The following is a 22490-nucleotide window of genomic DNA, read 5'->3' as shown; positions in this document are numbered from 1 at the left end:
TCAAGCGCTCTACGGCGGCGCCGTTCAATACGCCAGCTTCGGATACCAGTTGGTGCCGCGGCCGCCCGGCGTCGTGTCGAGGATCGTCCAAAGCGGCATCAGATCGGGCGCGCCGCGCGCATCCTGGCCGGGGTCCGCAGTCTCCGGCCCCATCTCCCCGGCCCAGAAGTGCCGCACGACGCCGCCCGTGTTCGTGAACACATTGAGCGCGGGAAGATCATCACCGGCAGGATCTTCGCAGCCGTAGACACGATTGAACGTATTGCCGCCCGACGAATAAAGCCGCAGATGCCGCCAGCCGCGCTCCTGTTTGAACGCGACGAGCCGCTCGATCGGCGAGCGGGCGACTATCGCGAACGCGACGCGCTGCAGGATATCGGGCATTTCGCCGTCCCATGCGCTCAGCAACGACGTGCACATCGGGCAGGGGCGCTCGCGCTGCGGCCCGAACATCCAGTTGTAGATGACGAGAGTGTCGTGCGCGCCGAACATCTGCGACAGCGTCACCGGCCCAGCTTCGCCGTCGAAGCGGTAATCCTCGGGCACGATACCGCCCGGCGGCAGGGCGCGGCGTTGCGCGGCGACGCGCTCGATCTGGCGGCGCAGTTCGATCTCCTCGACCAGCAACGCATTGCGCGCGCGTCGATATTCGGCGCTCTCGCCGGGAAAGCGCGGGGGTAGGTCAGCCAGCTCGCGGGCTGGTTTCAGCGTGTGCATTGGGGTGCTTGCGTTGTTCATCAGTCATCTCCTTGTGAGAAATCGTGAGAAAAACGGACGGAAGGCGAGCGAGCCTGCGCTTGCCGCCCCCTCCTGTAGCGACGACGCATGAGGCTGCGGAAAATCGACGGGCCCGGCGAGGTATTTTCTGCAGTGATTGTTCGCGGCGGTTGCGCCGGCGGTTTGGCGACGCCCTCGTCACGCGTCGCCTCGCGGTATGCTTGCGCCACATGACACGCGCGCCACGCGCGACGTGGCCGCCTTGGGGAACGCACATGCCGCTTCGTCTGCCGCCCCTGCCCGCGCTTCGCTTTTTCGAAGCGGCCGGCAGGCATCAAAGTTTCAAGCTCGCCGCCACCGAACTGAACGTCACGCCGAGCGCGATCAGTCACGGCATCGTCGGACTCGAGGAGGCGCTCGGCGTCGAACTGTTCGTGCGCGAGCCGCGCGGCATCTCGCTGACGGCGATCGGCGCGGATTATCTATCGTACGTCTCCGAGGCGTTTTCGCTGATCGCGATCGGCACGCAGCGTCTACCCAATCATCGCGCGGATCGGCCGATTGCGCTCAGCTGCGCGCCGACCTTCGCGTCGCGCTGGCTGCTGCCGCGCCTCGCCGGCTTTCGCGCGCGCTGGCCGAACGTCAACGTGAGCGTGGATACGTCGCATCGCCAGGTGGGCTTTCCGGTCGACGGCTTCGATTTCGCGATTCGCATGAGCCGCGCGCCGGTCGCCGGCACCGCATGGACACGTCTGTTCGGCGAGCGCTTCGTGCCGGTGTGCAGCCCCGCCTATCTCGCAACGCTGCGCGACGACCGTGGCGATCTGAGCCTGCGGCGCGCGACGCTGATTCACGTGAACGCCGCGAGCGAAGACTGGCAGGCGTGGCTCGATGCCACCAGCACCGACGATATCGATACGACCGGCGGCTTACGCGTCGACACGATCCAGCTCGCGTTCGAGGCGGCCAGCATGGGCCTCGGGGTCGCGCTCGGTCGCAAGCCGCTGGTCGATAGCGATCTGGCGAGCGGCACGCTTGTCGAGGCTTGCGCGCGGACCGTTGCATCGGGCACCGCCTACTGGCTGGTCAGCGCGGAGAATGCGGACAGCGCAATCCGGCGGCCGGAGCTCGCCGGTTTCAAACGCTGGCTCGTCGACGAGGCGCAGCGGTTCGACGCGCACACTGACCCGGCCGCAAATGCCGACGTCGAAGCGAACAGGTGAGCCGCGCTCACCTGTCGTCGAAATCTTTTCCTTTGCCGGCTGCGCGGCGGGCTGGGACGATGGTGGCCAAGGAGAACCGCCATGTCGTCCATCCACAGCAAGCCGCCCGCCGCCGCCCTCGATCCGGCGACGACCGTCACCACGACGCTCGTGATCGTCGCCGGTGCGCTGATACTCAGCGCCGCGATGGGCATCCGCCAGACTTTCGGTCTTTTCATCGGCCCGTTCTCGTTCGACCGAGGTCTGCCGGTCACGCTGATCGCATTCGCGATCGCGCTGCATAACCTCGTCTGGGGCTTCGCGCAGCCGTTCGCAGGCGCGGCCGCCGATCGCTACGGCTCGGCGCCGGTCGTCGCGTTCGGCGCATCGACGTTCGCCGCCGGCCTCGCACTGTCGGCGGTCGCGCCGAGCGGCGCGGCACTCGTGATCGGGATGGGGCTGCTGGTCGGCATCGGCGTGAGTTGCACGACGTTCGGCGTGGTGCTGCCAGCGGTCGGCCGCATCGCGTCGCCGGAGAAGCGCAGCGTCGCGATGGGGCTCGTGAGCGCCGGCGGCTCCGCTGGACAGGTGCTGATGGTGCCGCTCGTGCAAGGCATCCGGCTGCATGCCGGCATCGCGACATCGCTATTCGTGCTGGCTTTCGTGATGCTGCTGATTGCGCCGCTCGGCATCGTGCTAGACCGGCGCGCGCAGATCCATGGGGCGGCTCAGGCTCAGGATGGGAGGGCGCACGAACCGCTGCGCGAGGTGCTGGCGAAGGCGACGCGCCATCGCGGCTATGGCCTGCTGACGCTCGGCTTCTTCACCTGTGGTTTCCAGCTCGCGTTCATCGCGACGCATCTGCCCGAATACCTGACGCTGTGTCATATGCCGATCGGGCTGGGCGCCACCGCGCTTGCGCTGATCGGCCTGTTCAATATGGCGGGTAGTTGGGCATGCGGTTGGCTCGGCGGCCGGTTCCGCCAGCATCATGTGCTCGGTTGGCTCTATCTGATTCGCAGCGCGACGATCGGCGCGTTCTTCGTGCTGCCGAAAAGTGCCGTGTCAGTGGTGATTTTCGCGGCCGTGATGGGCCTCACGTGGCTCGGCACCGTACCGCTGACGAGCGGGCTCGTCGCCAAGGTGTTCGGCACGCGTCACCTCGGCAGCCTGTTCGGCGTGTGCTTTCTGAGCCATCAGATCGGCTCGTTTCTCGGCGCGTGGCTCGGTGGCCTCGTGTTCGATCTGACCGGCTCGTATTCGCTGCTATGGGAAGCGACGGTCGCGGCGGGAGTGATCGCGGCGCTGCTGCATTTCCCGATCGACGACACATCGGTGTCGACGCCCGCGCTGCATTCATCCCGCCCCGCGCAGGCGTGACGCAAGCGGCCCCCCGCGCCCGATCACGTCCGCTCGATCACGTCCGATATTGCCGCCCGGATCGTCTAGACTTGCAGTTCGGCATGCGTGAAACCGCCCTGCACGGCGGCGACGAAAGGAGCGACCATGTCAAACGCAACGCACGACGCGCGAGCCCCTGTCATCAAGGTGCGCCCGGAGCAGGCAATGGCGACGGCCCAACGGCTGCCCTATTTCGTCGGTATTTCGGCCGGCACCGCGGGCACGACCGGCCTATCGATGTATATGGTCGTGGTGCCGCCGGGCGGCCATGCGGAGCCGCACTATCACGCCGACTACGAGACCGCGATCTATATGCTCGAAGGCAGGATCGAGACGCGCTATGGTCCGGGCTTGCGCGAATCGGTCATTACCGAGCCGGGCGATTTCCTGTTCATTCCGCCGGGCGTGCCGCATCAGCCGTTCAATCTCGACGCGAACGTCGCGGCCCGCGCGATTGTCGCGCGCAATCACGCGGACGAGCATGAGCGGGTGGTGCCTTATGATCCGTCCGAGGCTGCGTGAGTCGCCCCGCCTTTTCCCGGATTGCCCCGCCTGAAGCGACGCAAGACACCCCACCCAGCCCAGTTTGATCCACTTGCCGCGCGGTGCATGCAGACCGCGCGCGACATTGTCTGCGTTCTATCACAACGCCGACTCGCTACCTGTGCTTAAATCCGTCCTTCGCGCCGACGCGCGCTCCAGCAACGCGTCGGTTTCTGCGCGGACGATTCCCTTTTCTTTCATTGCCTTCTCAGGAGCGCGGTTGTGTGGCATTTCCCGGTTGCTATTGCACCCTCTCTCGGCGTGTGGGCCGTATTCATGAGCGTGCTCGTCACGCAACTCGGCATGCCGGTTCCCGCCGCGCCGATGCTGGTTCTCGCTGGAACAATGGCTGCGGTGGGAGAAACCTCGTACGTCAACGTAATCTGCGCGGCGGTCGGTGCGACGCTGCTCGCCGACTCGCTATGGTTTTTCACCGGACGCGCGTACGGCCGCCGGTTGCTGAATTACCTCGTGCGCTTCTCTCTTTCGCTGGACAACACGGTGCGCGTCGCGCGCAATACGTTTGAACGCTATGGCGCACCAATTTTGACGGTCGCGAAGTTCCTGCCCGGTCTCGGCCTGATTTCCGCGCCGCTGCTTGGCACAACCGCGATTGGCGTCGGCGTGTTTCTGTGGTGGGACATGGTCGGTGCCACGCTGTGGGCGAGCGTCTGGGTGATTGGCGGCGGCGCCTTGCACGATCAGATCGTGCAACTGATGCTGCTCGTGCGGCACAACGGCGGCACGATCGTCGATACGTTCGCGGCAATCTTCGCAGCGGTACTGCTGTATCGCTGGCTACGCCGTTTGCAGTTTCGCCGCTGGCTCGCGCATACGCGCATTTCGCCGGATCAACTCGACGCGATGATGAAGTCGAGCGAACCTCCGCTGATTCTCGACGCGCGCCCGAGCACCGTCCGCGAAAAGGAATCGCACCGCATTGCCGGCGCGCGGCCGCTCGATCTCGAATCGCCTGATCCGATTCATCCCGAGTATCTGAAACGGCCGATCGTCGTCTATTGCGTGTGTCCTAACGAAGCGACCGCGAAGCGCATCGTCAGGCAATTGCATCGCAAGAACATTCATCATGTACGCGCGCTGAAGGGCGGCCTCGATGCGTGGGAAAAACGCGGCTATCCCGTCGAGCCATTGCCACCCGAGTTCAATGCGGCGATGGCGCACATGCTTGAAGACAAGGGCGACGAAGGTGAATATACGGTGCGCGCGCGTCTCGCGGAGTGAGCGACACGCGGGCAAAACACGCGGCAGCGCGCTCGCTGCCGCGTTGCCGGAATCTAAAAACAAATTGACGGCATTCTTGGCTCGTATATGCTTGCCATAGGGCAATCGCGAGTCGGCGCTGCGAAATCAGTGAGTATCGTTTAGTAGCGCTTCCTGTCGATCAACCCGTGTCCTGTTTCTTCAATGTCCGCTGTAAATCCGAAACAGACCACTTCAATACCCTCAACTACGCCAGTCGAGTGTCATCGTGAGAGTCCGAGGCCCTTTGGTGAATTGGAATTGCAGTCAGGCGCGTGGTATTTGCGCTGACGGCGCCATCGCCGACGGCAGCAACGGCAGCCTTGCGTTTCGCCGCTTTCTGTCCGTCATCACAGTCCTGTCGCGCCGTTGCGTTCGACGTCGCAACGTCCTCTCCGCACGTGCGTTCATCGCGGTGCGCACAGACGAAGTCGCTTCGCTGCTGCCGTAGCGCCTCTCTTCTTTCGTCTCTTTTCGCCGCTCGATTCATCCGTTTGCACGCGTTTTCCGCGAGCTGTTTGCTTGCGTCCGCGCGGCGCTGACTGATTACCGCGCATCGCGACGGATTCACTCGAACCGCTTGTTCATCTGATGGGCGGCGTGGGTTCGACACGTCTATTCGTTATGCGAAACAAAACAGAGAGAATCATCATGCATGACATCGACGAGTTTCTGAAAAAGCATCACGTCACCGAAATCGAAGCGATCATTCCTGACATGGCCGGCATCGCGCGCGGCAAGATCATTCCGCGCAGCAAGTTCGAATCCGGCGAGTCGATGCGGCTGCCGCAGGCGGTGATGATTCAAACCGTGACCGGCGACTATCCGCAAAGCGATACGCTGACCGGCGTCACCGACCCCGACATGGTGTGCGTGCCCGACGCGAGCACGATCCGGATGATTCCGTGGGCAGTCGATCCGACCGCGCAGGTGATCCACGATTGCGTTCATTTCGACGGCACCCCGGTCGAAATCTCCCCGCGCTGTGTATTGCGCCGCGTCCTCGATCTGTACCGGGCGCGCGGCTGGAAGCCCGTGATCGCGCCGGAGCTCGAGTTTTATCTGGTCGACATGAATCGCGACCCCGACCTGCCGTTGCAGCCGCCGGTCGGGCGCACAGGTCGCGCGGAAACCGGCCGCCAGGCGTATTCGATCGAAGCGGTCAACGAATTTGATCCGCTATTCGAAGACATCTATGAGTACTGCGACGTGCAGGACCTCGAAGTCGACACACTGATTCACGAAGTCGGCGCCGCGCAGATGGAAATCAACTTCATGCATGGCGATCCGCTCAAACTCGCTGACAGCGTGTTTCTATTCAAGCGCACCGTTCGCGAAGCGGCGTTGCGTCACAAGATGTACGCCACTTTCATGGCTAAGCCGATGGAGAGTGAACCGGGCTCGGCGATGCACATGCACCAAAGTCTCGTCGACATGGAGACCGGCCGCAACCTGTTTACCGCCGCGGATGGTGAACCGACGTCGCTGTTCACCGGCTATATCGCCGGCTTGCAGAAATACACGCCCGCACTGATGCCGATCTTCGCGCCATACATCAACTCATACCGGCGGCTGTCGCGTTTCATGGCCGCGCCGATCAACGTCGCATGGGGTTACGACAATCGCACGGTGGGCTTCCGGGTGCCGCATTCCGCGCCGGTCGCGCGTCGCATCGAGAACCGCATTCCGGGGGTCGACTGCAATCCGTATCTGGCCATTGCCGCGACTTTGGCGGCGGGTTATCTCGGCATGACGCAGCGGCTCGCAGCAACCGAACCGTTGGCGAGCGACGGCTATGCGTTGCCCTATCAATTACCGCGCAATCTCGAAGAAGGCCTGACGTTGATGAGCGCGTGCGAGCCGATTGCCGAAGTACTCGGCGAGCAGTTCGTCCGCGCGTATCTCGCGCTGAAAGAGACCGAATACGAAGCGTTTTTTCGCGTGATCAGTTCGTGGGAACGCCGGCACCTGTTGCTGCACGTCTGAGTGCTGGCAGCCAATCGGTCTACGAGAACTTTGAAAGGACGGAGGCACTATGAGCTATAAGACTGAAGACGTGATCGATGCAGAGAAGCCCGACGTTAGCGGCACGAACGACGCACCAACATGGCAAGCAATTTCACGCAGCACCGCCGAATACCGCGCGCTCGATGCCGCGCATCACATTCATCCGTTCTCGGATATGGGCTCGCTCAATCGCGCGGGCTCTCGCGTGATCGTCAAGGCCCACGGCGTGTACCTGTGGGACTCGGACGGCAACAAGATCATCGACGGCATGGCGGGACTCTGGTGCGTGAATGTCGGCTACGGCCGCAAGGAACTCGCCGACGCCGCCTACCGGCAAATGCAGGAACTGCCGTACTACAACACGTTCTTCAGGACGACGCATCCGCCGGTGATAGAACTATCCGCCCTGCTGGCCGAACTGACGCCGGAGCCCTTCAAGCATTTTTTCTACTGCAACAGCGGCTCGGAAGGCAACGACACCGTGCTGCGTATCGTCCATCAATATTGGGCGACGCAACACCAGCCCGCGAAGAAGTTCGTGATCGCGCGCAAGAACGCTTATCACGGCTCGACGATCGCGGGCGGCACGCTCGGCGGCATGGCTGATATGCACGAACAGATGCCGTCCAAAGTCGAGAACATCGTGCATATCGATCAGCCCTATTTCTTCGGCGAAGCGGCAAGCGATCAGACGCCGGAAGAATTCGCGCTGGCTCGCGCGCAGCAGCTGGAAGCGAAGATTGTCGAACTCGGTGCGGACAAGGTCGCCGCGTTTATCGGTGAGCCTTTCCAGGGAGCGGGCGGCGTGATCTTTCCGGCCGCGACTTATTGGCCGGAAATCCAGCGCATTTGCCGCAAGTACGACGTGCTGCTCGTCGCGGATGAAGTGATCGGCGGCTTCGGCCGAACCGGCGAATGGTTCGCGCATCAGCACTTCGGCTTCGAGCCGGATCTGATCACGCTCGCGAAGGGACTGACGAGCGGTTATGTGCCGATGGGTGCGGTCGGTTTGCATGATCGCGTCGCCCGCGCGCTGATCGAGAACGGCGACTTCAATCACGGCCTCACCTACTCCGGGCACCCGGTCGCGGCGGCCGTCGCGCTTGCCAATCTGAAGCTGCTGCGCGACGAGAGTATCGTCGAGCGCGTCAAAGCGGATACAGGTCCGTACTTTCAGCAGAAGCTGCGCGAAACCTTCGCCGGTCATCCGGTCGTTGGCGAGATCAGCGGCGCGGGTCTCGTTGCGGGAGTGCAACTCGCTGAGGAGCCGCTCAAGCGCAAGCGCTTTGCGAATGGCGGCGATATTGGTACGTTGTGCCGCGATTTCTGCTTCAACGGCAATCTGATCATGCGCGCGAGCGGCGACCGGATGTTGCTGTCGCCACCGCTCGTGATTAGCCGGCTGGAGATCGACGAGATCGTATCGAAAGCCAAAGCGGCGATCGATGCGACCGCGCGGGAGATTGGCATGTTATAGCGCTGCGCGGTTGCGCCTGCGCTGCCGTTCCGCTAATCACGGCGATTGTCCCGTCGCTCGAATCATGCCGGGTCAGTCGATATTTTCCACGCGCGCCGGTACTATTCGACGATGGCGTCGTATCGAGCGCCGCTTCTTTTATCCGACTAGCGCATCACAGGACCCACCCATGACCTTACAAATCGTTTTGCTCCCTGGCCTACTCTGCGACGACGCAGTGTGGGCCGACCAGCGCGGCGCGCTCGGCGCGATCGGCGAGTGCTTCGTGCCTGACTATGGCATGCGCGACTCGCTCGGCGCGATGGCCGATCACGTGCTCGAGTCGGTAGAGGGAGACCGTCTGCTGGTCGCGGGTCATTCGATGGGAGGACGTGTCGCGTTCGAAGTGTTCCGGCGCGCACCGGAACGCGTCGCCGGACTCGCGTTGCTCGACACCGGCTATACGCCGCGCGCCGCCGGCGAGGCCGGCGAAAGCGAGCGCGCGCAACGACTGAGACTGCTCGAGCTTGCCCGCACGAAAGGCATGCGCGCAATGGGCAACGAGTGGGCCCCCGGCATGGTCAACGCCGATCGCCACGATTCCGCGGTCTATGCGGCGGTGCTCGACATGATTGAGCGAAGCACGCCGGACAAATTCGCGGCGCAGATCCGCGCGTTGCTCGATCGTCCTGATGCGACTGCCCTGCTTCGCGACATCGAGTGCCCGACGACGATCGTGTGCGGCCGCGATGATCAATGGAGTCCCCTCGCGCGTCACGAGGAGATGCACACGCAGATTCGCGGCTCGAAGCTTCGCGTGATTGAACGAAGCGGTCACATGTGCACGATGGAGCGGCCGGACGATGTGACCGAGGTGCTGGTCGAATGGGCGCGCTGGGCGGCGGGGTTCAGAGCGGCCCGCTGATAAGCCCGGATGCGAGTCGCTTTGAGTTGATCAACTTTGACAAGGTCCTTCAGCTATGAACGAATACTGCATGTTCAAGGGAGAACTGCTGCGCGCGGCGCCCTTCAAGGATTCGTATATAGGAAGTCCGCATTATGTGATTACGGTTTCCGGCAACGACAATACGCCATTCAACATCGTCGTCAATTCGGCGTCGACGCAACCGGGCGCAAGCGGTAACGACGACGTCTACTTCTATGCCGATCTGAACTTCGCCGATCCGCTAACCGCCAAACTGCAGGCATTGAAGCCCGGCCTCTACACTAGCGGCTTTCCGCGGCTCGATTACTTCCAGGACAGCAGCCTGCTCGACATTCACCGGATGCGGCCCATTCCCTACGAGGATCAAAACGGCAATCGCGCCGACGTCAACGACATCATCGACGAAATCCTGACCATCGACGAAACTCAGCCGTCGCAGAGCCTGCCTTTCGACAACGGCAGCGGTCAGTTGCACAACCGCGATTTCTGGACACCGACGTCGGCGGGCATTGTGGTCTATGGATTCGGCTTTCTGTTCGTGCCGAAAAAGGACGGCCTTCACGAGACCCACATGAATCAGGGCAATCCGCGCGGCCCGCATTACAACGAAAACGGCGCGTTTCAGGATGGCGCGGTGATCGTGCAGCGCGCCGATGGCTTTGCCGCGATGTTTACCGCGTTTCAGACGCAGTATCTGCCGACCGATGCGAACGGCGATCCGGTTGCGAACGCAGTGGCGCTGCCGGATTACATTCGGGGGAGTTAAAGGCGCGACTGATGGCGATTCAAGGCGGCCGGGCGTCGCGTCGATCAACGCGCTGTCGCGACGCCTCGGCGAGGAATATGCCGCTGCACCACCGCCAGCGCGATCAGCACGATTGCCATCGCGATACCGAGCATCAGCAGATAGCCCGACGCGCCGCCGGCCGTAATCACCGCGGCGCCCGCGAACGCGCTCAGAATCGCGCCGACTCTGCCGAACGCGAGCGCCGACGCGGTGCCCGTCGCCCGCACGCTGGTCGGATAGACATATGCGCACAGCGCGTACATCGTCGATTGCACCGCGTTCACGAACAGGCCATGCAAGCCGAGGCCAACGATCATCAACGCCGTATGCTGCGTCGCGCTGACGCCGAGCAGCATCCATGCGCTCGCGACACCGCCCGCGCAGCACAGCAGCAGCGGCCAGAGCGAACCGTAGCGCCCAATCGCAAGCGCGCACAGCACAGCGCCGATCACGCCGCCGAGGTTGTACGCGCTCAGGCCGTAGCCCGCGAGTGACACACTCAAGCCCTCGCTCGTGAGCATCGACGGCAGCCAGCTGAATGCTGCGTACACCGCAAGCAGGCACATGAAGAACGCGCCCCAGATTGCGACGGTGTCGCGCGAACGGCCATCGCGGAACAGCGCGGTGAAGCCGACATGGCGCTCAGCGCTTTGCTCGCGCACATCGGTGAAGCTCGCATCGACCGACACGTCGCGCCCCATGCGCCGCAGCAACTTCGCGAGCTCGGGCCAGCGATGCGGTCGGCGCGCCAGAAAGCGCGGCGATTCCGGCAACGTGGCGAGCAGAACGACGGCGAGCCCGAGCGGCAGCACACCACCCGCGACGAACAGACCACGCCAGCCATAAACCGGCAGCACCTGCCCGGCGAACAATCCCGCGACCATGCCGCCCAGCGGCACGCACAGAATCGTCGCCGTCACCGCGAACGTACGGAAACGCGCGGGCGTGAACTCGGCGGTCAGCGTCATCGACGTCGGCAGCGCACCGCCGATGCCGAGCCCCGCGATAAAGCGCAGCGCCGCAATGGCCGCAACGTTCGGCGCGAGACTGATCGCGCAGGTCGCCGTGCCGAATACGAACACGCTGCCGATCACGGCCCAGCGCCGGCCGAACCGATCGGCGAACAGCCCCGCGAACGCGCTGCCGATGCCCATGCCGATCAGTCCCGACGCGACCACCGGCGCAAACGCATTGCGCGTGATGCCCCACTCCTTGATCAGCATCGGAATCGCGAAGCCGATCAGTTGGCTGTCGAATCCGTCGACGACGATAGACAGCGCCGCGAGCACCACAGCGATTTTCTGCAGCAGCGTGTAGGGACCGTCATCGAGCGCATGACCGATGTCGACCGTGCTGCCGCCGCTCGCGATGCCGGCGAGCGCCGCGTCGTCGCACGCGGTCGAGGCCGCAGCCGAAGCGGGAGGAACGTAATTCATGAGCACGTCTCCGTTGTTTGCGCTGCACGCGCATAGTTCGATTTTTAAATGCGTGTCACGCGACAATCGCTTCGACGAGCGTGGGTCCGCTTTTCAAGTCCTCCGCGGACAACGCACGACGCAACACACCGGCGAGTTCTTGCGCGTCGCTGACGCGCACGCCAGGGCAGCCCATGCCCGCCGCGATCGTCACGAAGTCGAGGCCCGGCAGGTCCGTGCCCTGCACGGTCTCGTTCGGCGTGAAGCCGAACACCGGAGCGAAATCCTGCAGCGCGGCATAGCGCGCATTGTTCAGGATGACGAATGTGATCGGCAGTTGCATTTGCACCGCGCTCCAGATCGCCTGGATCGAGTACATGCTCGAACCATCGCCGATCAGCGCGATCACGCGCTCGCCCGGCCGCGCCAGCGCGACGCCGACCGCCGCCGGCATGCCGTAGCCGAGACCGCCGCTGTCCATCGTCAGGAATGCGCCGGCGCGCGCGATCGGCAGATAGGTTTGCATCACGGGCCGCGCACTCGGCGCCTCCTCGACGACGATGCAGTCGGGATCGCGCACTTCGGCAAGTGTCTGCAACGCGAACGCGACCGACATCCGCTCACCTTGCGCGGGCGGCAGCGCGCGCGGCGCCACCGCGCGCGGCGCGGGCAACTCACGCGCCTTGGGCGCGGCACGCGCGAGCAGATCCTGCACACCGAGCCGCACGTTGCCGACCGCCGCGATCCCCTGCGGCGTCCATGCGGCAACGCCCGGATCGTCGATTAGTTGACACAGCTGCGCGCCCGGCGGCACATGCGGCCCGCTTCCTTCGACGTGATACGTGAACGCGGGCGCGCCAATCACGAAGATCGCATCATGCGCGCCGAGCAATTCGACGATGCGCTCGCGCATGGCCGGCAAAAAGCCCGCAAACAGCCGATGCGTTTCGGGGAAGCTGCAACGCCCCGTCATCGGCGCGACGTAGACCCGTGCCGAATGCCGCTCCGCGAGCCGTACGACCTCGCCCGCCGCACCCGCGCGATCGACCGCGCCACCGACCACGAACGCCGGCCGCTCACACGCATCGAGCACCGCGCCGATGCGCTCGAGCATCGCCGGATCGGGGCGCATGATGTGCGCGACGTCGCGTTCCGCTACACGTTCAGCCGGGTGATCCCAGTCGTCAGCGGGAATCGAAACGAACACCGGGCCGCGCGGCTCCTGCATCGCGATCACGTACGCGCGCGCGATCGCGAGCGGCACGTCCTGTGCGCGCGCCGGCTCGATGCTCCACTTCACATAGGGCTTCGGCAATTCGGTGGCCTGGGTCGCGGCGAGAAACGGATCGAACGGCAGGATCGAGCGTGCCTGCTGACCGGCGGTGACGACGAGCGGCGTGCGGTTGCGAAACGCCGTGAAGATGTTGCCCATCGCATTGCCGACGCCCGCCGCCGAATGCAGGTTCACGAGCGCCGCGTTGCCGGTGGCCTGCGCGTAGCCGTCGGCCATGCCGACCACGACCGCTTCCTGCAGACCGAGCACGTAGCGGAAATCCGCTGGGAAATCGCGGAACATCGGCAGTTCGGTCGAGCCGGGGTTCGCGAAGATCGACGTCATGCCGACGCGGCGAGCAAAGTCGATGACCGCGTCGCGTACGGTCCATTGCGTGCGCTGTGCTATTGCCTGTCGTTGATTCTGCTGCGGCGCGCTGCCTGTCATGCGAGGCCTCCTGTCTGGTGAGCTCGAAAAATCGAAAACCATTATCACGGCCAATGGGGTAACCGGAAATTGCCTAATCCGCAAAAAGGCATTACCTTTCGGCATGACTTACAACCTCCAGCAATTGCAAGCGTTCGCGACGATCGTCGAGAGCGGCAGCCTCGGGCGCGCCGCGCAAGCGCTGCACATCACACAACCGGCGTTGAGCCGGACCATTCGCCGTCTCGAGGAACAGGTCGGCGCGCCGCTGTTCGAGCGGCATTCGCGGGGCATGCATCTGACCGCGGTCGGCGAGGCGCTGCTGCCGCACGCAATCCTGCTGCAACGCGAAGCCGAACAGGCGCGCGAGGAAATCGACGCAATGCGCGGCCTCGCGCGCGGCACGATCCGCGTCGGCGCGGTGGGCAGCATCGCGAGCCTCGTGCTGCCGCTCGCGGTTAGCGGCGTGTTAACGAAGTGGCCGAATCTGCGCGTGGAGATCATCGAGGGCGTGTGGGACCGGCTCGCCGATGCGCTCGTCAAACGCGAGATCGATCTCGCGCTCAGCATGGCCGTGCCCGACACCGACGAGATCACCGCGGTCCCCGATTGCCGCTGGGAAGACGCGAGCTACGTGGTCGCCGCGCTCGATCATCCGCTGCGGCGCAAGCCCGAGCTCACGCTCGCCGACACGCTGGGCGAACGCTGGGCGATTCCGCCGCGCGGCACCGGGCCGTTCGAGCACATGCAGAGCGTGTTTGCCGAGCGCGGACTGGGACTGCCGAACGTCGTCGTCGAAACGCGCTCAGTGACGGCGCTGAAGAGCCTGGTCGCGCATTCGGGCTTCCTGAGCTGGATGGCGTCGACGATGTACGTGACCGAGAGCAAGGCCGGCGTGTTCGATACGCTCGGTGTGCCGGGGGTGGTCGGGCGGCGCACGCTGACCGCGTTCCGGCGACGCCAGGGGATTCTGCCGAGTCCGGCGGTCAAGCTGCTGGAGCAACTGCGGCAGTTGATGGAAGACGGACTGACCGAGGGGTAAGGGCTTTTCACACACGTAGCCACCTTCCTCACGTTTACCCGATGAATACATTTTCTCGACTATTTATCAATAACTTCTCATGCTAGATTCCGTCGCGATGCGAGTCTGCGTCGTGACGCAGTCATTGCATAGGGGGTCGTCGGGAGAACGAAACAAGGAGAGTTGCATGTGGGTATTGATTGGCGTGCCGATCGTAGTGCTCGGCTTCGCATTGCGCTTCAACGCGCTGCTGGTGGTCACGGTCGCGGGCGTCGCGACCGGCATAGCCGGCGGCTTGCAGACGGTGGAGATCGTCAGCGCCTTCGGCAAGGCGTTCGCGGATAACCGCTACATGGGCCTGATCTGGCTCACGCTGCCGGTGATCGCGCTGCTCGAACGCAACGGTCTGAAGGAACAGGCGCGGCATCTGATCTCGCGCCTGCATGCGGCCACCACCGGCCGCGTGCTGATGCTCTACTTCGTCATCCGCCAGGTGACGGCCGCGCTCGGCCTCACCTCGCTCGGCGGCCATGCGCAGATGGTGCGTCCGCTGATCGCGCCGATGGCCGAAGCGGCCGCCGCGAACCGCCACGGCGACTTACCCGATGAGGTGCGTCAGCAGATTCGCGCGAACGCATCGGCGGTCGACAACATCGCCGTGTTCTTCGGCGAGGACATCTTCATCGCGATCCAGTCGATCCTGCTCATCAAGGGCTTTCTCGAACAGAACGGCGTCGTGGTCGAGCCGTTGCAGGTGTCAGTGTGGGCGATTCCAACCGCGATCGCCGCGCTCGTAATTCACGTGATCCGGCTGATCCTGCTCGACCGCAACCTGTCGCACAAGATGAGCGCAATCAGACTGAGGGCGGCGCGATCATGATCAAGCTCGAATCGCTCTATGTACTCGCCGGCCTGATGTTCGCCGCGTTCGCGCTGTTCAATCTGCAGGACCGTACGAACGCGCGGCGCGTCGTCAACTTTCTGTTCTGGGGAATTTACGCGGTCACGTTCCTGTTCGGCGCAGAACTGCCGCACTTCGTGACGGGTTGCCTCGCCATCGCGCTCGCGTTGATCGCGGGCTCCGGCAAGCTCGGCAAAGGCCGCAACGAGAGTAACGGCGAAGCGGCCGCCGCGCGGCGCGAGGCGAACGCACGGCGTTTCGGCAACCGGCTGTTCATTCCGGCACTGCTGATTCCGGTCATCACGCTGGTCGGTACGCTGACGCTCAAATACGCGCCGTTCGTCGAAACAAAGAACGTCACGCTGATTTCGCTCGTTCTCGGCACGGTGGTCGCGTTCGGCGCGGCGCTTTTCATGTTGCGCGACTCGCCCGTGCATGCGCTGAAGGACGCCCGGCAAACCATGGATACGGTCGGCTGGGCCGCGATCCTGCCGCAAATGCTCGCCGCGCTCGGCGCGCTGTTCGCGGTCGCGGGCGTCGGTCACGTGGTGTCGGATCTCGTCAAAGCGTGGATACCGGTCGACTCCGCATTCGCGGTCGTGGCGGCTTACACGTTCGGCATGGCGATCTTCACGATGATCATGGGCAATGCGTTCGCCGCGTTTCCGGTGATGACGGCCGGCATCGGCCTGCCGCTGATCGTGCATCAATTCAGCGGCAACCCCGCCATTCTCGGCGCGATCGGCATGCTGTCCGGTTTCTGCGGCACGTTGATGACGCCGATGGCCGCGAACTTCAACATCGTCCCCGCCGCGTTGCTCGAATTGAAGGACCAGAACGGCGTGATCAAGGCGCAATGGCCGACCGCTTTACTATTGCTGATCGTCAACACCATACTGTTGTACGTGTTCGTATTCCGATTCTGAGGAGCCGCCGATGACCACCCAGCTCACCCTCGAACTCGCGTCGAAATTCGCCAATGTCGCGCTCGCCCACCTCACTCGCGAATATCCGAACAAGCTCACGCACTCGCTCGCCGGGCCGCAGGACGTGCAGGGCCCGCGCGCATTGCATCCGATCTTCTACGGCAGCTACGACTGGCATTCGTGCGTGCACGGCTACTGGCTGATCCTGTATCTGCTCGAACGCTTCCCCAATCTGCCCGAGGCCCCCCGCATCATCACGGTGGCCGACGAGCATTTCACCGAGGCGAACGTCGCCGGCGAACTCGCGTACCTGGACCTGCCGCACAATCGCGGCTTCGAGCGGCCGTATGGCTGGGCATGGCTACTCGCGCTCGACGCGCAGCTGCAGTCGCTGAAGATTTCGGACGCCGCACGCTGGGCAAAGACGTTCGCGCCGCTCACCGAGGCGTTCGTCGAGCGTTTCGAGGAGTTCCTGCCGAAAGCGACCTATCCGCTGCGCGTGGGCACGCACTTCAACATGGCGTTCGCGCTCGCGTTGACGCTTGATTTCGCACGGCAAACCTCGCGCGAATCGCTCGAGGCGCTTATCGTCAGAACCGCGGAGCGCTGGTATCTGGACGACGTCGCGTGTCAGGCGTGGGAGCCGGCCGGCGACGAGTTCCTGTCGCCTGCGCTGATGGAAGCGGAGTTGATGCGGCGCGTGCTGCCGTCCGCGCAGTTCACCGACTGGTTTGGGCGCTTCCTGCCGGATCTCGGCGCGAAAAATCCGGCGACATTGTTCGAGCCCGTCACCGTGACTGATCGCAGCGACGGCAAGATCGCGCATCTGGACGGCCTCAATCTGAGCCGCGCCTGGTGCCAGCGTTCGCTCGCGCGTGCGCTGCCCGCCGGCGATGTACGTCGCACCGTGCTGTGCGATGCGGCCGAGCGTCACCTGCACAGCGCGCTGCCGCACGTGGCCGGCGATTACATGGGCGAGCACTGGCTCGCCACGTTCGCGACGCTGGCGCTCGAAGCTTGAGCGAGATGAACAAGCTTTGAAGCAGTAACGCCGTGTTTGTTGGGGCGCTTCGCTACGAAGCGCCTTTTTATTGCCCGTTCAACAGTCCCTGCCCACGGCGGTAAAATCGCGCAAGGCGATTGCGCCGCTTAAAAGGTGGAAGTTTGACTGAGTTCGAGCAGGGTTTCATTTTGACCCGACATTGGCGGGACACGCCCGCCGGCACGGAAATCGAGTTCTGGCTGGCCACGGACAACGGGCCGCGCCACCTGCGCCTGCGCCCTCAGCCGTCCGTCGCCTTTATTCCGGCCGAACATCGCGAGCGCGCCGAAACGATCCTGCGCCGCGATGCGCCGCTCGATCTGCGGCCACTCGAATTGTGCGACTTCCAGCATCGGCCGGTCAGCGGGCTTTACTGTTCGCAATACCGGCAATTGAAGGGCTTCGAAAAGCGCCTGCGAGAAGGCGGCGTCGATGTCTACGAAGCCGATATCCAGCCGCCCGAGCGCTACATGATGGAGCGCTTCATCACCGCGCCGGTATGGTTCAGCGGTGAGCCTCAGCACAATGGCCCGTGGCTCAATGGCGAACTGAAACCGGCCAACGAATATCGTCCGCCGCTGAAACTCGTGTCGCTCGACATCGAAACGAGCGCGCATGCCGAGCTGTATTCGATCGCGCTCGAAGGCTGCGGCGAGCGCCAGGTGTATATGCTCGGCCCGCCTAATGGCAACGTGACCGGCGCAGGCGCCCTCGACTTCCAGCTCGAATACTGCGAAACCCGCGCGCAGCTGCTCGAAAAACTGATCGCATGGATGGAACGGCATGATCCGGATGCGATCATCGGGTGGAATCTCGTGCAGTTCGATCTGAAGGTATTGCAACAGCATGCCGAGCAGTATCGGGTGCCGCTGCGCATCGGCCGCGGTGGCGCGGTGATGGAGTGGCGCGAGCATGGCACCACGCGCAATCATTTTTTTGCGGGCGTGGCGGGTCGTTGGGTCATCGACGGCATCGAGGCCTTGCGTTCGGCGACGTGGAGCTTCCCGTCGTTCAGCCTCGAATACGTGTCGCGCTCGGTGCTGGGCGTTGGCAAGGCGATCGACAATCCCTACCAGCGCATGGACGAAATCCAGCGCCGCTTCGACGAAGACAAGCCCGAGCTCGCACGCTACAACCTGAACGACTGCGAGCTCGTCACGCGCATCTTCGCGAAGACCGAGCTGCTGCCGTTCCTGCTCGAACGCGCGACCGTAACCGGTCTGCCCGCCGATCGCAGCGGCGGTTCGGTCGCGGCATTCACGCATCTGTACATGCCGCGCATGCATCGGCAGGGCTATGTCGCGCCGAATCTCGGCGACGTGGCCGGCGCGGCAAGCCCCGGCGGCTTCGTGATGGATTCGCGGCCCGGCCTCTACGATTCGGTGCTCGTGCTCGACTACAAGAGCCTGTATCCGTCGATCATCCGCACGTTTCTGATCGACCCGCTCGGTCTCGTCGAAGGCATGCTGCATCCCGACGACGTGCACTCTGTGCCGGGCTTTCTCGGCGCGCGCTTCTCGCGCACGCGCCACTGTCTGCCGTCGATCGTCGCGCAGGTGTGGCAGGCACGCGAGGCGGCCAAACGCGAGCACAACAAGCCGCTATCGCAGGCGCTCAAGATCATCATGAACGCGTTTTATGGCGTGCTCGGCTCGACCGGCTGCCGCTTCTTCGATCCGCGGCTCGCGTCGTCGATCACGATGCGCGGCCACGAGATCATGCACACGACGCGTGAGCTGATCGAGGCGCAAGGCTATGAAGTGATTTACGGTGACACCGATTCGACCTTCGTCTGGCTCAAGCACGCGCATGACGAGGACGACGCCGCGCGCATCGGCCGCGCGCTCGTCGAGCATATCAACGCGGCGTGGCGGCAGACGCTGCAGACGCGCTTCGGCATCGACAGCGCGTTGGAACTGCAATTCGAGCGGCACTATCGGCGCTTTTTCATGCCGACGGTGCGCGGCGCCGAGGAAGGCAGCAAGAAACGCTACGCAGGCCTAACCGTGTTGCCGGACGGCCGCGAAGACGTGGTCTATAAGGGTCTCGAAACCGTGCGCACCGATTGGACGCCGCTTGCCCAGCAGTTTCAGCAGGAGCTATACCGGCGCATCTTCAAGCAGCAGCCGTATCAGGATTACGTGCGCGACTATGTGCGCGATACGCTCGCGGGCCGGCTCGACGATCAGCTCGTCTATCGCAAGCAGTTGCGCAGACCGATCGACGCTTACGAGCGCAACGTGCCCCCGCATGTGCGCGCGGCACGCGTCGCCGATGCATTCAATCGCCAGCAGGGACGGCCGCTGCAATATCAGAACGGCGGCTGGATCAGCTACGTGATGACGGTGGCCGGCCCCGAACCGCTCGAAACGCTGCGCTCGGCAATCGACTACGAGCACTATCTGACGCGGCAATTGCAGCCGGTGGCGGACGCGATTCTGCCTTTGCTGCGCGACGATTTCACGACGCTGATGTCGGGGCAGAAGGAGTTGTTCTGATCTGAAAGGCTTGCAGGTCCCGATACGTGGGCGAGCCATGCGTCGTAGCCGCGCATTCTCCTGGAACCATCGTCGCTTATCGGGTCCTGTCAGACCTCGCACAAACCGTTGATGTGCGAGGTTTCGTCACGGTTGACTCGCCTCTCGGGCTAGCGAGTATTCGAGACCATCTGCCCGTGCCGCTGGCCAGGCCCACCGGCGTGAAGAACTGGCAGAACGCTTTCGACAAGCGCGACGTGGTCGCGCTCCTTGCCCTTGACGGATCCACGTGGGGCATCCAGCCGCCCATCGAGAATTTCGGCGGCGTCGACAACTTCACCGACAACCGTCATGGAATCAGCGGCTACCTCGATGACGCAACCGTAGCTCGATGGATGGCAAAGGCGCTCGGCTGAGCTTGTGTCCGCCTGGGTAGTGGCGGCGCGCGGCAGGTTTCATTACGAGGTTCCGCGATTACACGCGGTACTTTCCCTGATCCACGACATCGCGGCAGGACCACCCCGTCATGACGCACTGGCAGACATTGCCCGCCTTGCGCGATGCGCACTGGTAGTTTCAATGCCGCCTGATCTTCAGGTTGTCGAAACCGGTAAGGCAGGAGTGCGTTCAATTGATGGTGGTCAAATGTGATCCCCATCGCCAGGATCGGTTTAATTTTGCTGACTTGACCTGGCCGGTGGCCGCGCGTGGGACGACTTCGCGCTCGACGAAGCCGCACGCACCACGTACGTCACCACTCAAGGCGACTATGGACGAATTGCCTACTTCACCACGAAATGCGGCACAGCCACCCTATCAGACGGCGTTTTGTGCACGGCGAAGGTGCATACGGGTCGCGGACCGCATGCTCCGCTCTCTTACGGCCGGGCAAAACAACGGCGCATCCGCAACTGTGCCGCAACATGCGAGGCGGCTGATTATGTCGAGCAGGAAGATGCGACCCATGGTTGAAGGTGGAGAAAACCTGATTCTGATTTTTGATCTCCAATCCAGCCAACTGCATTAGAGCTCTGCCCCATCTGACGCATTCTAATAATCGCAGGTCGTCCGGGCGATCGGCCCCGCCTGCATTGTCACTTGACCTCACCCTTTATTGTCCTATAGTGCCTTTTGATCCGCCTCAGAAAGAGCATGGCGGCGTTGTGCGATATCCCCGAATCCGTACCCCAACGATCTGCAACGACAGGAGAAGATGCATGAAAGCAATCCACGCCGTCAGACTGGTCAGCGCCGCCCTTCTGATTTCGGGTTCAATTCATGCCTTCGCACAGGCGAGCGAGGCTGCTCCGACTACGGCCCCGAGCACAACGTCCGAAGCCCGAGCGCATTACAAGTCAATGAAAGCAGCGAACCGGGCGCTCCAACGTCAGGTTCGATCTGCGCTGGTGAAAGATAGGACCATCTCGACGGCCAATATCACGGTTCGCGCCCGCGATGGTGCCGTTACGCTGCAGGGAAGCGTACCGGTTCAGGCACAAAGTGACCGGGCAACCGAGGTGGCGAAAGGGGTACCCGGCGTAACTTCCGTCAGGAACGCGCTGTCGATCCGCCCTGTCGGGACCTGACGCAGTCCAGGACCACAATGCAGGTAGGCCGACGGTCTGCCTGCGCATTACATTGATGGCCTATGCACTCCGTGCTCGACTGCCGATTATGAACGCGGCACATGGCGACGCACCGGCTCATACGCCGGCCGTCGCTATGTAGAAACTTCTCGAGTTCGAGTCCCTTCGTCTTCGGTCTCATCAAGCCAATCGCCAGCATCACAATCGGCATCGCGCCCGATACCTGACTGGACCACAATCCACACACGATATTGACGCCGGCCACACGGCGGTCACCGTCTTGCGCTCGAAGCGGTCGCCGATAAAGAGCCCGGTGATCGGACCGAGCGGCGAATCCACCAGACGAATACAGCGTCCCTCACAGCGCATCATGAAAGATGATGCCAACCGTATGCCGGTGTCCCGAGCGCAGGCGGCTCACGCCATGCCGCAGGTTCACGCGATACGGCCCGCGCGCTCCCTGCACGGGCCGGCTGTTCACTGTGAACACGACAGCGTCGCCCTTCGCGAGCGCCACGACTTCGGCGCGCGACTGCATGCGCGGACGCTGCTCGGTCATCACGAACTCGCCGCCGGTAAAATCGCGTCCCGGCTCCGACAGCAGTACCGCGACCTGAAGCGGAAACACGTGCTCGCCGTACAGGTCCTGATGCAGGCAGTTGTAGTCGCCCTCGCCGTATTGCAGGATCAGCGGCGTCGGACGCACCTGACCGGCGTCATGGCAGCGTCGAATGAAATCCGTGTGCCTCGGCGGATAACGCACGTCGATGCCCATGGCCATGTTCCAGCGGTTCGCGACCGGCACGAGGTGCGGATACAGGGCGCCGCGCAAACCGTCGACGAGCGGCGGCAGCGGATACGCAAAGTACTTGTATTCGCCGCGGCCGAAACCGTGGCGCGCCATGACGATACGGCTGCGATAGAGCTTGTCGTGTGAATAGAGCGCGCTCAGCGCGTCGCATTCGTCCGCTGTCAATAGTTGCGGCACGGCGGCACAGCCGTACAGATCGAGATCGCGTTCGACCTGCTGCCAGTCGAGTGCGTCGACGCGTCGGTCGATCGTTTGCGTGGAGGCCATTGCGGGCAACGCCGCTTCGTATGCGT

20 protein-coding genes are annotated in these 22490 nt (G+C 63.6%); 16 read left to right on the top strand and 4 right to left on the bottom strand.

Annotated elements, in window-relative coordinates; all coding sequences use genetic code 11:
* Positions 1 to 24: 24 nt before the first annotated feature.
* Positions 25 to 738 (bottom strand): DUF899 family protein, encoded by a 714-nt coding sequence (locus tag L0U81_RS19510; RefSeq protein WP_233805161.1) that lies wholly within the window; start codon positions 736 to 738, stop codon positions 25 to 27.
* A 254-nt stretch (positions 739 to 992) separates the two neighbouring features.
* On the opposite strand from L0U81_RS19510, the gene L0U81_RS19505 reads away from it, so the two are divergent.
* From L0U81_RS19505 to L0U81_RS19465, 9 genes are all read left to right on the top strand, one after another.
* Entirely contained in the window at positions 993 to 1940 is a 948-nt protein-coding gene (locus tag L0U81_RS19505; protein WP_233805160.1) for a LysR substrate-binding domain-containing protein, read from the top strand.
* Positions 1941 to 2021: 81 nt separating this feature from the next.
* Positions 2022 to 3299, top strand: a complete 1278-nt coding sequence (locus L0U81_RS19500) for an MFS transporter (RefSeq protein WP_233805159.1) — start codon at positions 2022 to 2024, stop codon at positions 3297 to 3299.
* Positions 3300 to 3425: 126 nt separating this feature from the next.
* A complete protein-coding gene (locus L0U81_RS19495) occupies positions 3426 to 3842 on the top strand; it encodes a cupin domain-containing protein (protein WP_233805158.1) in 417 nt (138 codons plus the stop codon).
* A gap of 243 nt (positions 3843 to 4085) precedes the next feature.
* The gene (locus L0U81_RS19490; RefSeq protein ID WP_233805157.1) at positions 4086 to 5105 is read left to right on the top strand and encodes a VTT domain-containing protein; all 1020 of its coding nucleotides are present in this window, start codon (positions 4086 to 4088) and stop codon (positions 5103 to 5105) included.
* A 265-nt stretch (positions 5106 to 5370) separates the two neighbouring features.
* Positions 5371 to 5574 (top strand): hypothetical protein, encoded by a 204-nt coding sequence (locus L0U81_RS19485; RefSeq protein ID WP_233805156.1) that lies wholly within the window; start codon positions 5371 to 5373, stop codon positions 5572 to 5574.
* A gap of 200 nt (positions 5575 to 5774) precedes the next feature.
* Positions 5775 to 7109, top strand: a complete 1335-nt coding sequence (locus tag L0U81_RS19480; protein ID WP_233805155.1) for a glutamine synthetase family protein — start codon at positions 5775 to 5777, stop codon at positions 7107 to 7109.
* 49 nt (positions 7110 to 7158) lie between these two features.
* Entirely contained in the window at positions 7159 to 8607 is a 1449-nt protein-coding gene (locus L0U81_RS19475; RefSeq protein WP_233805154.1) for an aspartate aminotransferase family protein, read from the top strand.
* Positions 8608 to 8776: 169 nt separating this feature from the next.
* The gene (locus tag L0U81_RS19470) at positions 8777 to 9511 is read left to right on the top strand and encodes an alpha/beta fold hydrolase (RefSeq protein ID WP_233805153.1); all 735 of its coding nucleotides are present in this window, start codon (positions 8777 to 8779) and stop codon (positions 9509 to 9511) included.
* 55 nt (positions 9512 to 9566) lie between these two features.
* Positions 9567 to 10298: a DUF2278 family protein gene (locus L0U81_RS19465; RefSeq protein WP_233805152.1), complete on the top strand. Its 732-nt coding sequence runs from the start codon at positions 9567 to 9569 to the stop codon at positions 10296 to 10298.
* Positions 10299 to 10342: 44 nt separating this feature from the next.
* Here L0U81_RS19465 and L0U81_RS19460 read toward each other — a convergent pair whose 3' ends face one another.
* Together L0U81_RS19460 and mdlC are read right to left on the bottom strand one after the other, a co-directional pair.
* Positions 10343 to 11755, bottom strand: coding sequence for an MFS transporter (locus tag L0U81_RS19460; protein WP_233805151.1), 1413 nt, complete (start codon positions 11753 to 11755; stop codon positions 10343 to 10345).
* A gap of 55 nt (positions 11756 to 11810) precedes the next feature.
* A complete protein-coding gene (mdlC, locus tag L0U81_RS19455; RefSeq protein ID WP_233805150.1) occupies positions 11811 to 13454 on the bottom strand; it encodes a benzoylformate decarboxylase in 1644 nt (547 codons plus the stop codon).
* 103 nt (positions 13455 to 13557) lie between these two features.
* Between mdlC and L0U81_RS19450 the strand changes: the two genes are divergently transcribed.
* The 7 genes from L0U81_RS19450 to L0U81_RS19420 all read left to right on the top strand — a co-directional run bounded on the left by L0U81_RS19450 (position 13558) and on the right by L0U81_RS19420 (position 21386).
* Complete coding sequence (locus tag L0U81_RS19450) at positions 13558 to 14475, top strand: LysR family transcriptional regulator (RefSeq protein WP_233805149.1); 918 nt, start codon at positions 13558 to 13560, stop codon at positions 14473 to 14475.
* A 166-nt stretch (positions 14476 to 14641) separates the two neighbouring features.
* Positions 14642 to 15334 carry a DUF969 domain-containing protein gene (locus tag L0U81_RS19445; protein WP_233805148.1) on the top strand — a complete coding sequence of 231 codons (693 nt, stop codon included), beginning with the start codon at positions 14642 to 14644 and terminating at the stop codon, positions 15332 to 15334.
* Positions 15331 to 16281, top strand: a complete 951-nt coding sequence (locus tag L0U81_RS19440) for a DUF979 domain-containing protein (RefSeq protein ID WP_233805147.1) — start codon at positions 15331 to 15333, stop codon at positions 16279 to 16281. Before L0U81_RS19445 ends, L0U81_RS19440 begins: the two co-directional genes overlap by 4 nt.
* 10 nt (positions 16282 to 16291) lie before the next feature.
* A complete protein-coding gene (locus tag L0U81_RS19435; RefSeq protein WP_233805146.1) occupies positions 16292 to 17302 on the top strand; it encodes a DUF2891 domain-containing protein in 1011 nt (336 codons plus the stop codon).
* 143 nt (positions 17303 to 17445) lie between these two features.
* Positions 17446 to 19821, top strand: coding sequence for a DNA polymerase II (locus L0U81_RS19430; RefSeq protein ID WP_233805145.1), 2376 nt, complete (start codon positions 17446 to 17448; stop codon positions 19819 to 19821).
* 176 nt (positions 19822 to 19997) lie between these two features.
* Positions 19998 to 20216: a hypothetical protein gene (locus tag L0U81_RS19425; protein WP_233805144.1), complete on the top strand. Its 219-nt coding sequence runs from the start codon at positions 19998 to 20000 to the stop codon at positions 20214 to 20216.
* 801 nt (positions 20217 to 21017) lie between these two features.
* Complete coding sequence (locus L0U81_RS19420) at positions 21018 to 21386, top strand: BON domain-containing protein (protein WP_233805143.1); 369 nt, start codon at positions 21018 to 21020, stop codon at positions 21384 to 21386.
* Positions 21387 to 21744: 358 nt separating this feature from the next.
* On the opposite strand, the gene L0U81_RS19415 is transcribed toward L0U81_RS19420, so the two are convergent.
* Positions 21745 to 22464, bottom strand: coding sequence for a 2OG-Fe(II) oxygenase (locus L0U81_RS19415; protein WP_442793434.1), 720 nt, complete (start codon positions 22462 to 22464; stop codon positions 21745 to 21747).
* Positions 22465 to 22490 lie beyond the last annotated feature (26 nt).

It is taken from the genome of Paraburkholderia sp. HP33-1, from assembly GCF_021390595.1.
Lineage (GTDB): Bacteria > Pseudomonadota > Gammaproteobacteria > Burkholderiales > Burkholderiaceae > Paraburkholderia.
The sequence above is the reverse complement of the archived record's forward strand: the minus strand, read 5'-3'. Positions and strand labels throughout refer to the sequence as shown.

Bases quoted from the DNA above. Each gene is read 5' to 3' on its own strand.
- L0U81_RS19510 (WP_233805161.1), bottom strand. From the start codon at position 738: ATGAACAACGCAAGCACCCCAATGCACACGCTGAAACCAGCCCGCGAG.
- L0U81_RS19505 (WP_233805160.1), top strand. From the start codon at position 993: ATGCCGCTTCGTCTGCCGCCCCTGCCCGCGCTTCGCTTTTTCGAAGCG.
- L0U81_RS19500 (WP_233805159.1), top strand. From the start codon at position 2,022: ATGTCGTCCATCCACAGCAAGCCGCCCGCCGCCGCCCTCGATCCGGCG.
- L0U81_RS19495 (WP_233805158.1), top strand. From the start codon at position 3,426: ATGTCAAACGCAACGCACGACGCGCGAGCCCCTGTCATCAAGGTGCGC.
- L0U81_RS19480 (WP_233805155.1), top strand. From the start codon at position 5,775: ATGCATGACATCGACGAGTTTCTGAAAAAGCATCACGTCACCGAAATC.
- L0U81_RS19475 (WP_233805154.1), top strand. From the start codon at position 7,159: ATGAGCTATAAGACTGAAGACGTGATCGATGCAGAGAAGCCCGACGTT.
- L0U81_RS19470 (WP_233805153.1), top strand. From the start codon at position 8,777: ATGACCTTACAAATCGTTTTGCTCCCTGGCCTACTCTGCGACGACGCA.
- L0U81_RS19465 (WP_233805152.1), top strand. From the start codon at position 9,567: ATGAACGAATACTGCATGTTCAAGGGAGAACTGCTGCGCGCGGCGCCC.
- L0U81_RS19460 (WP_233805151.1), bottom strand. From the start codon at position 11,755: ATGAATTACGTTCCTCCCGCTTCGGCTGCGGCCTCGACCGCGTGCGAC.
- mdlC (WP_233805150.1), bottom strand. From the start codon at position 13,454: ATGACAGGCAGCGCGCCGCAGCAGAATCAACGACAGGCAATAGCACAG.
- L0U81_RS19450 (WP_233805149.1), top strand. From the start codon at position 13,558: ATGACTTACAACCTCCAGCAATTGCAAGCGTTCGCGACGATCGTCGAG.
- L0U81_RS19445 (WP_233805148.1), top strand. From the start codon at position 14,642: ATGTGGGTATTGATTGGCGTGCCGATCGTAGTGCTCGGCTTCGCATTG.
- L0U81_RS19440 (WP_233805147.1), top strand. From the start codon at position 15,331: ATGATCAAGCTCGAATCGCTCTATGTACTCGCCGGCCTGATGTTCGCC.
- L0U81_RS19435 (WP_233805146.1), top strand. From the start codon at position 16,292: ATGACCACCCAGCTCACCCTCGAACTCGCGTCGAAATTCGCCAATGTC.
- L0U81_RS19420 (WP_233805143.1), top strand. From the start codon at position 21,018: ATGAAAGCAATCCACGCCGTCAGACTGGTCAGCGCCGCCCTTCTGATT.
- L0U81_RS19415 (WP_442793434.1), bottom strand. From the start codon at position 22,464: ATGGCCTCCACGCAAACGATCGACCGACGCGTCGACGCACTCGACTGG.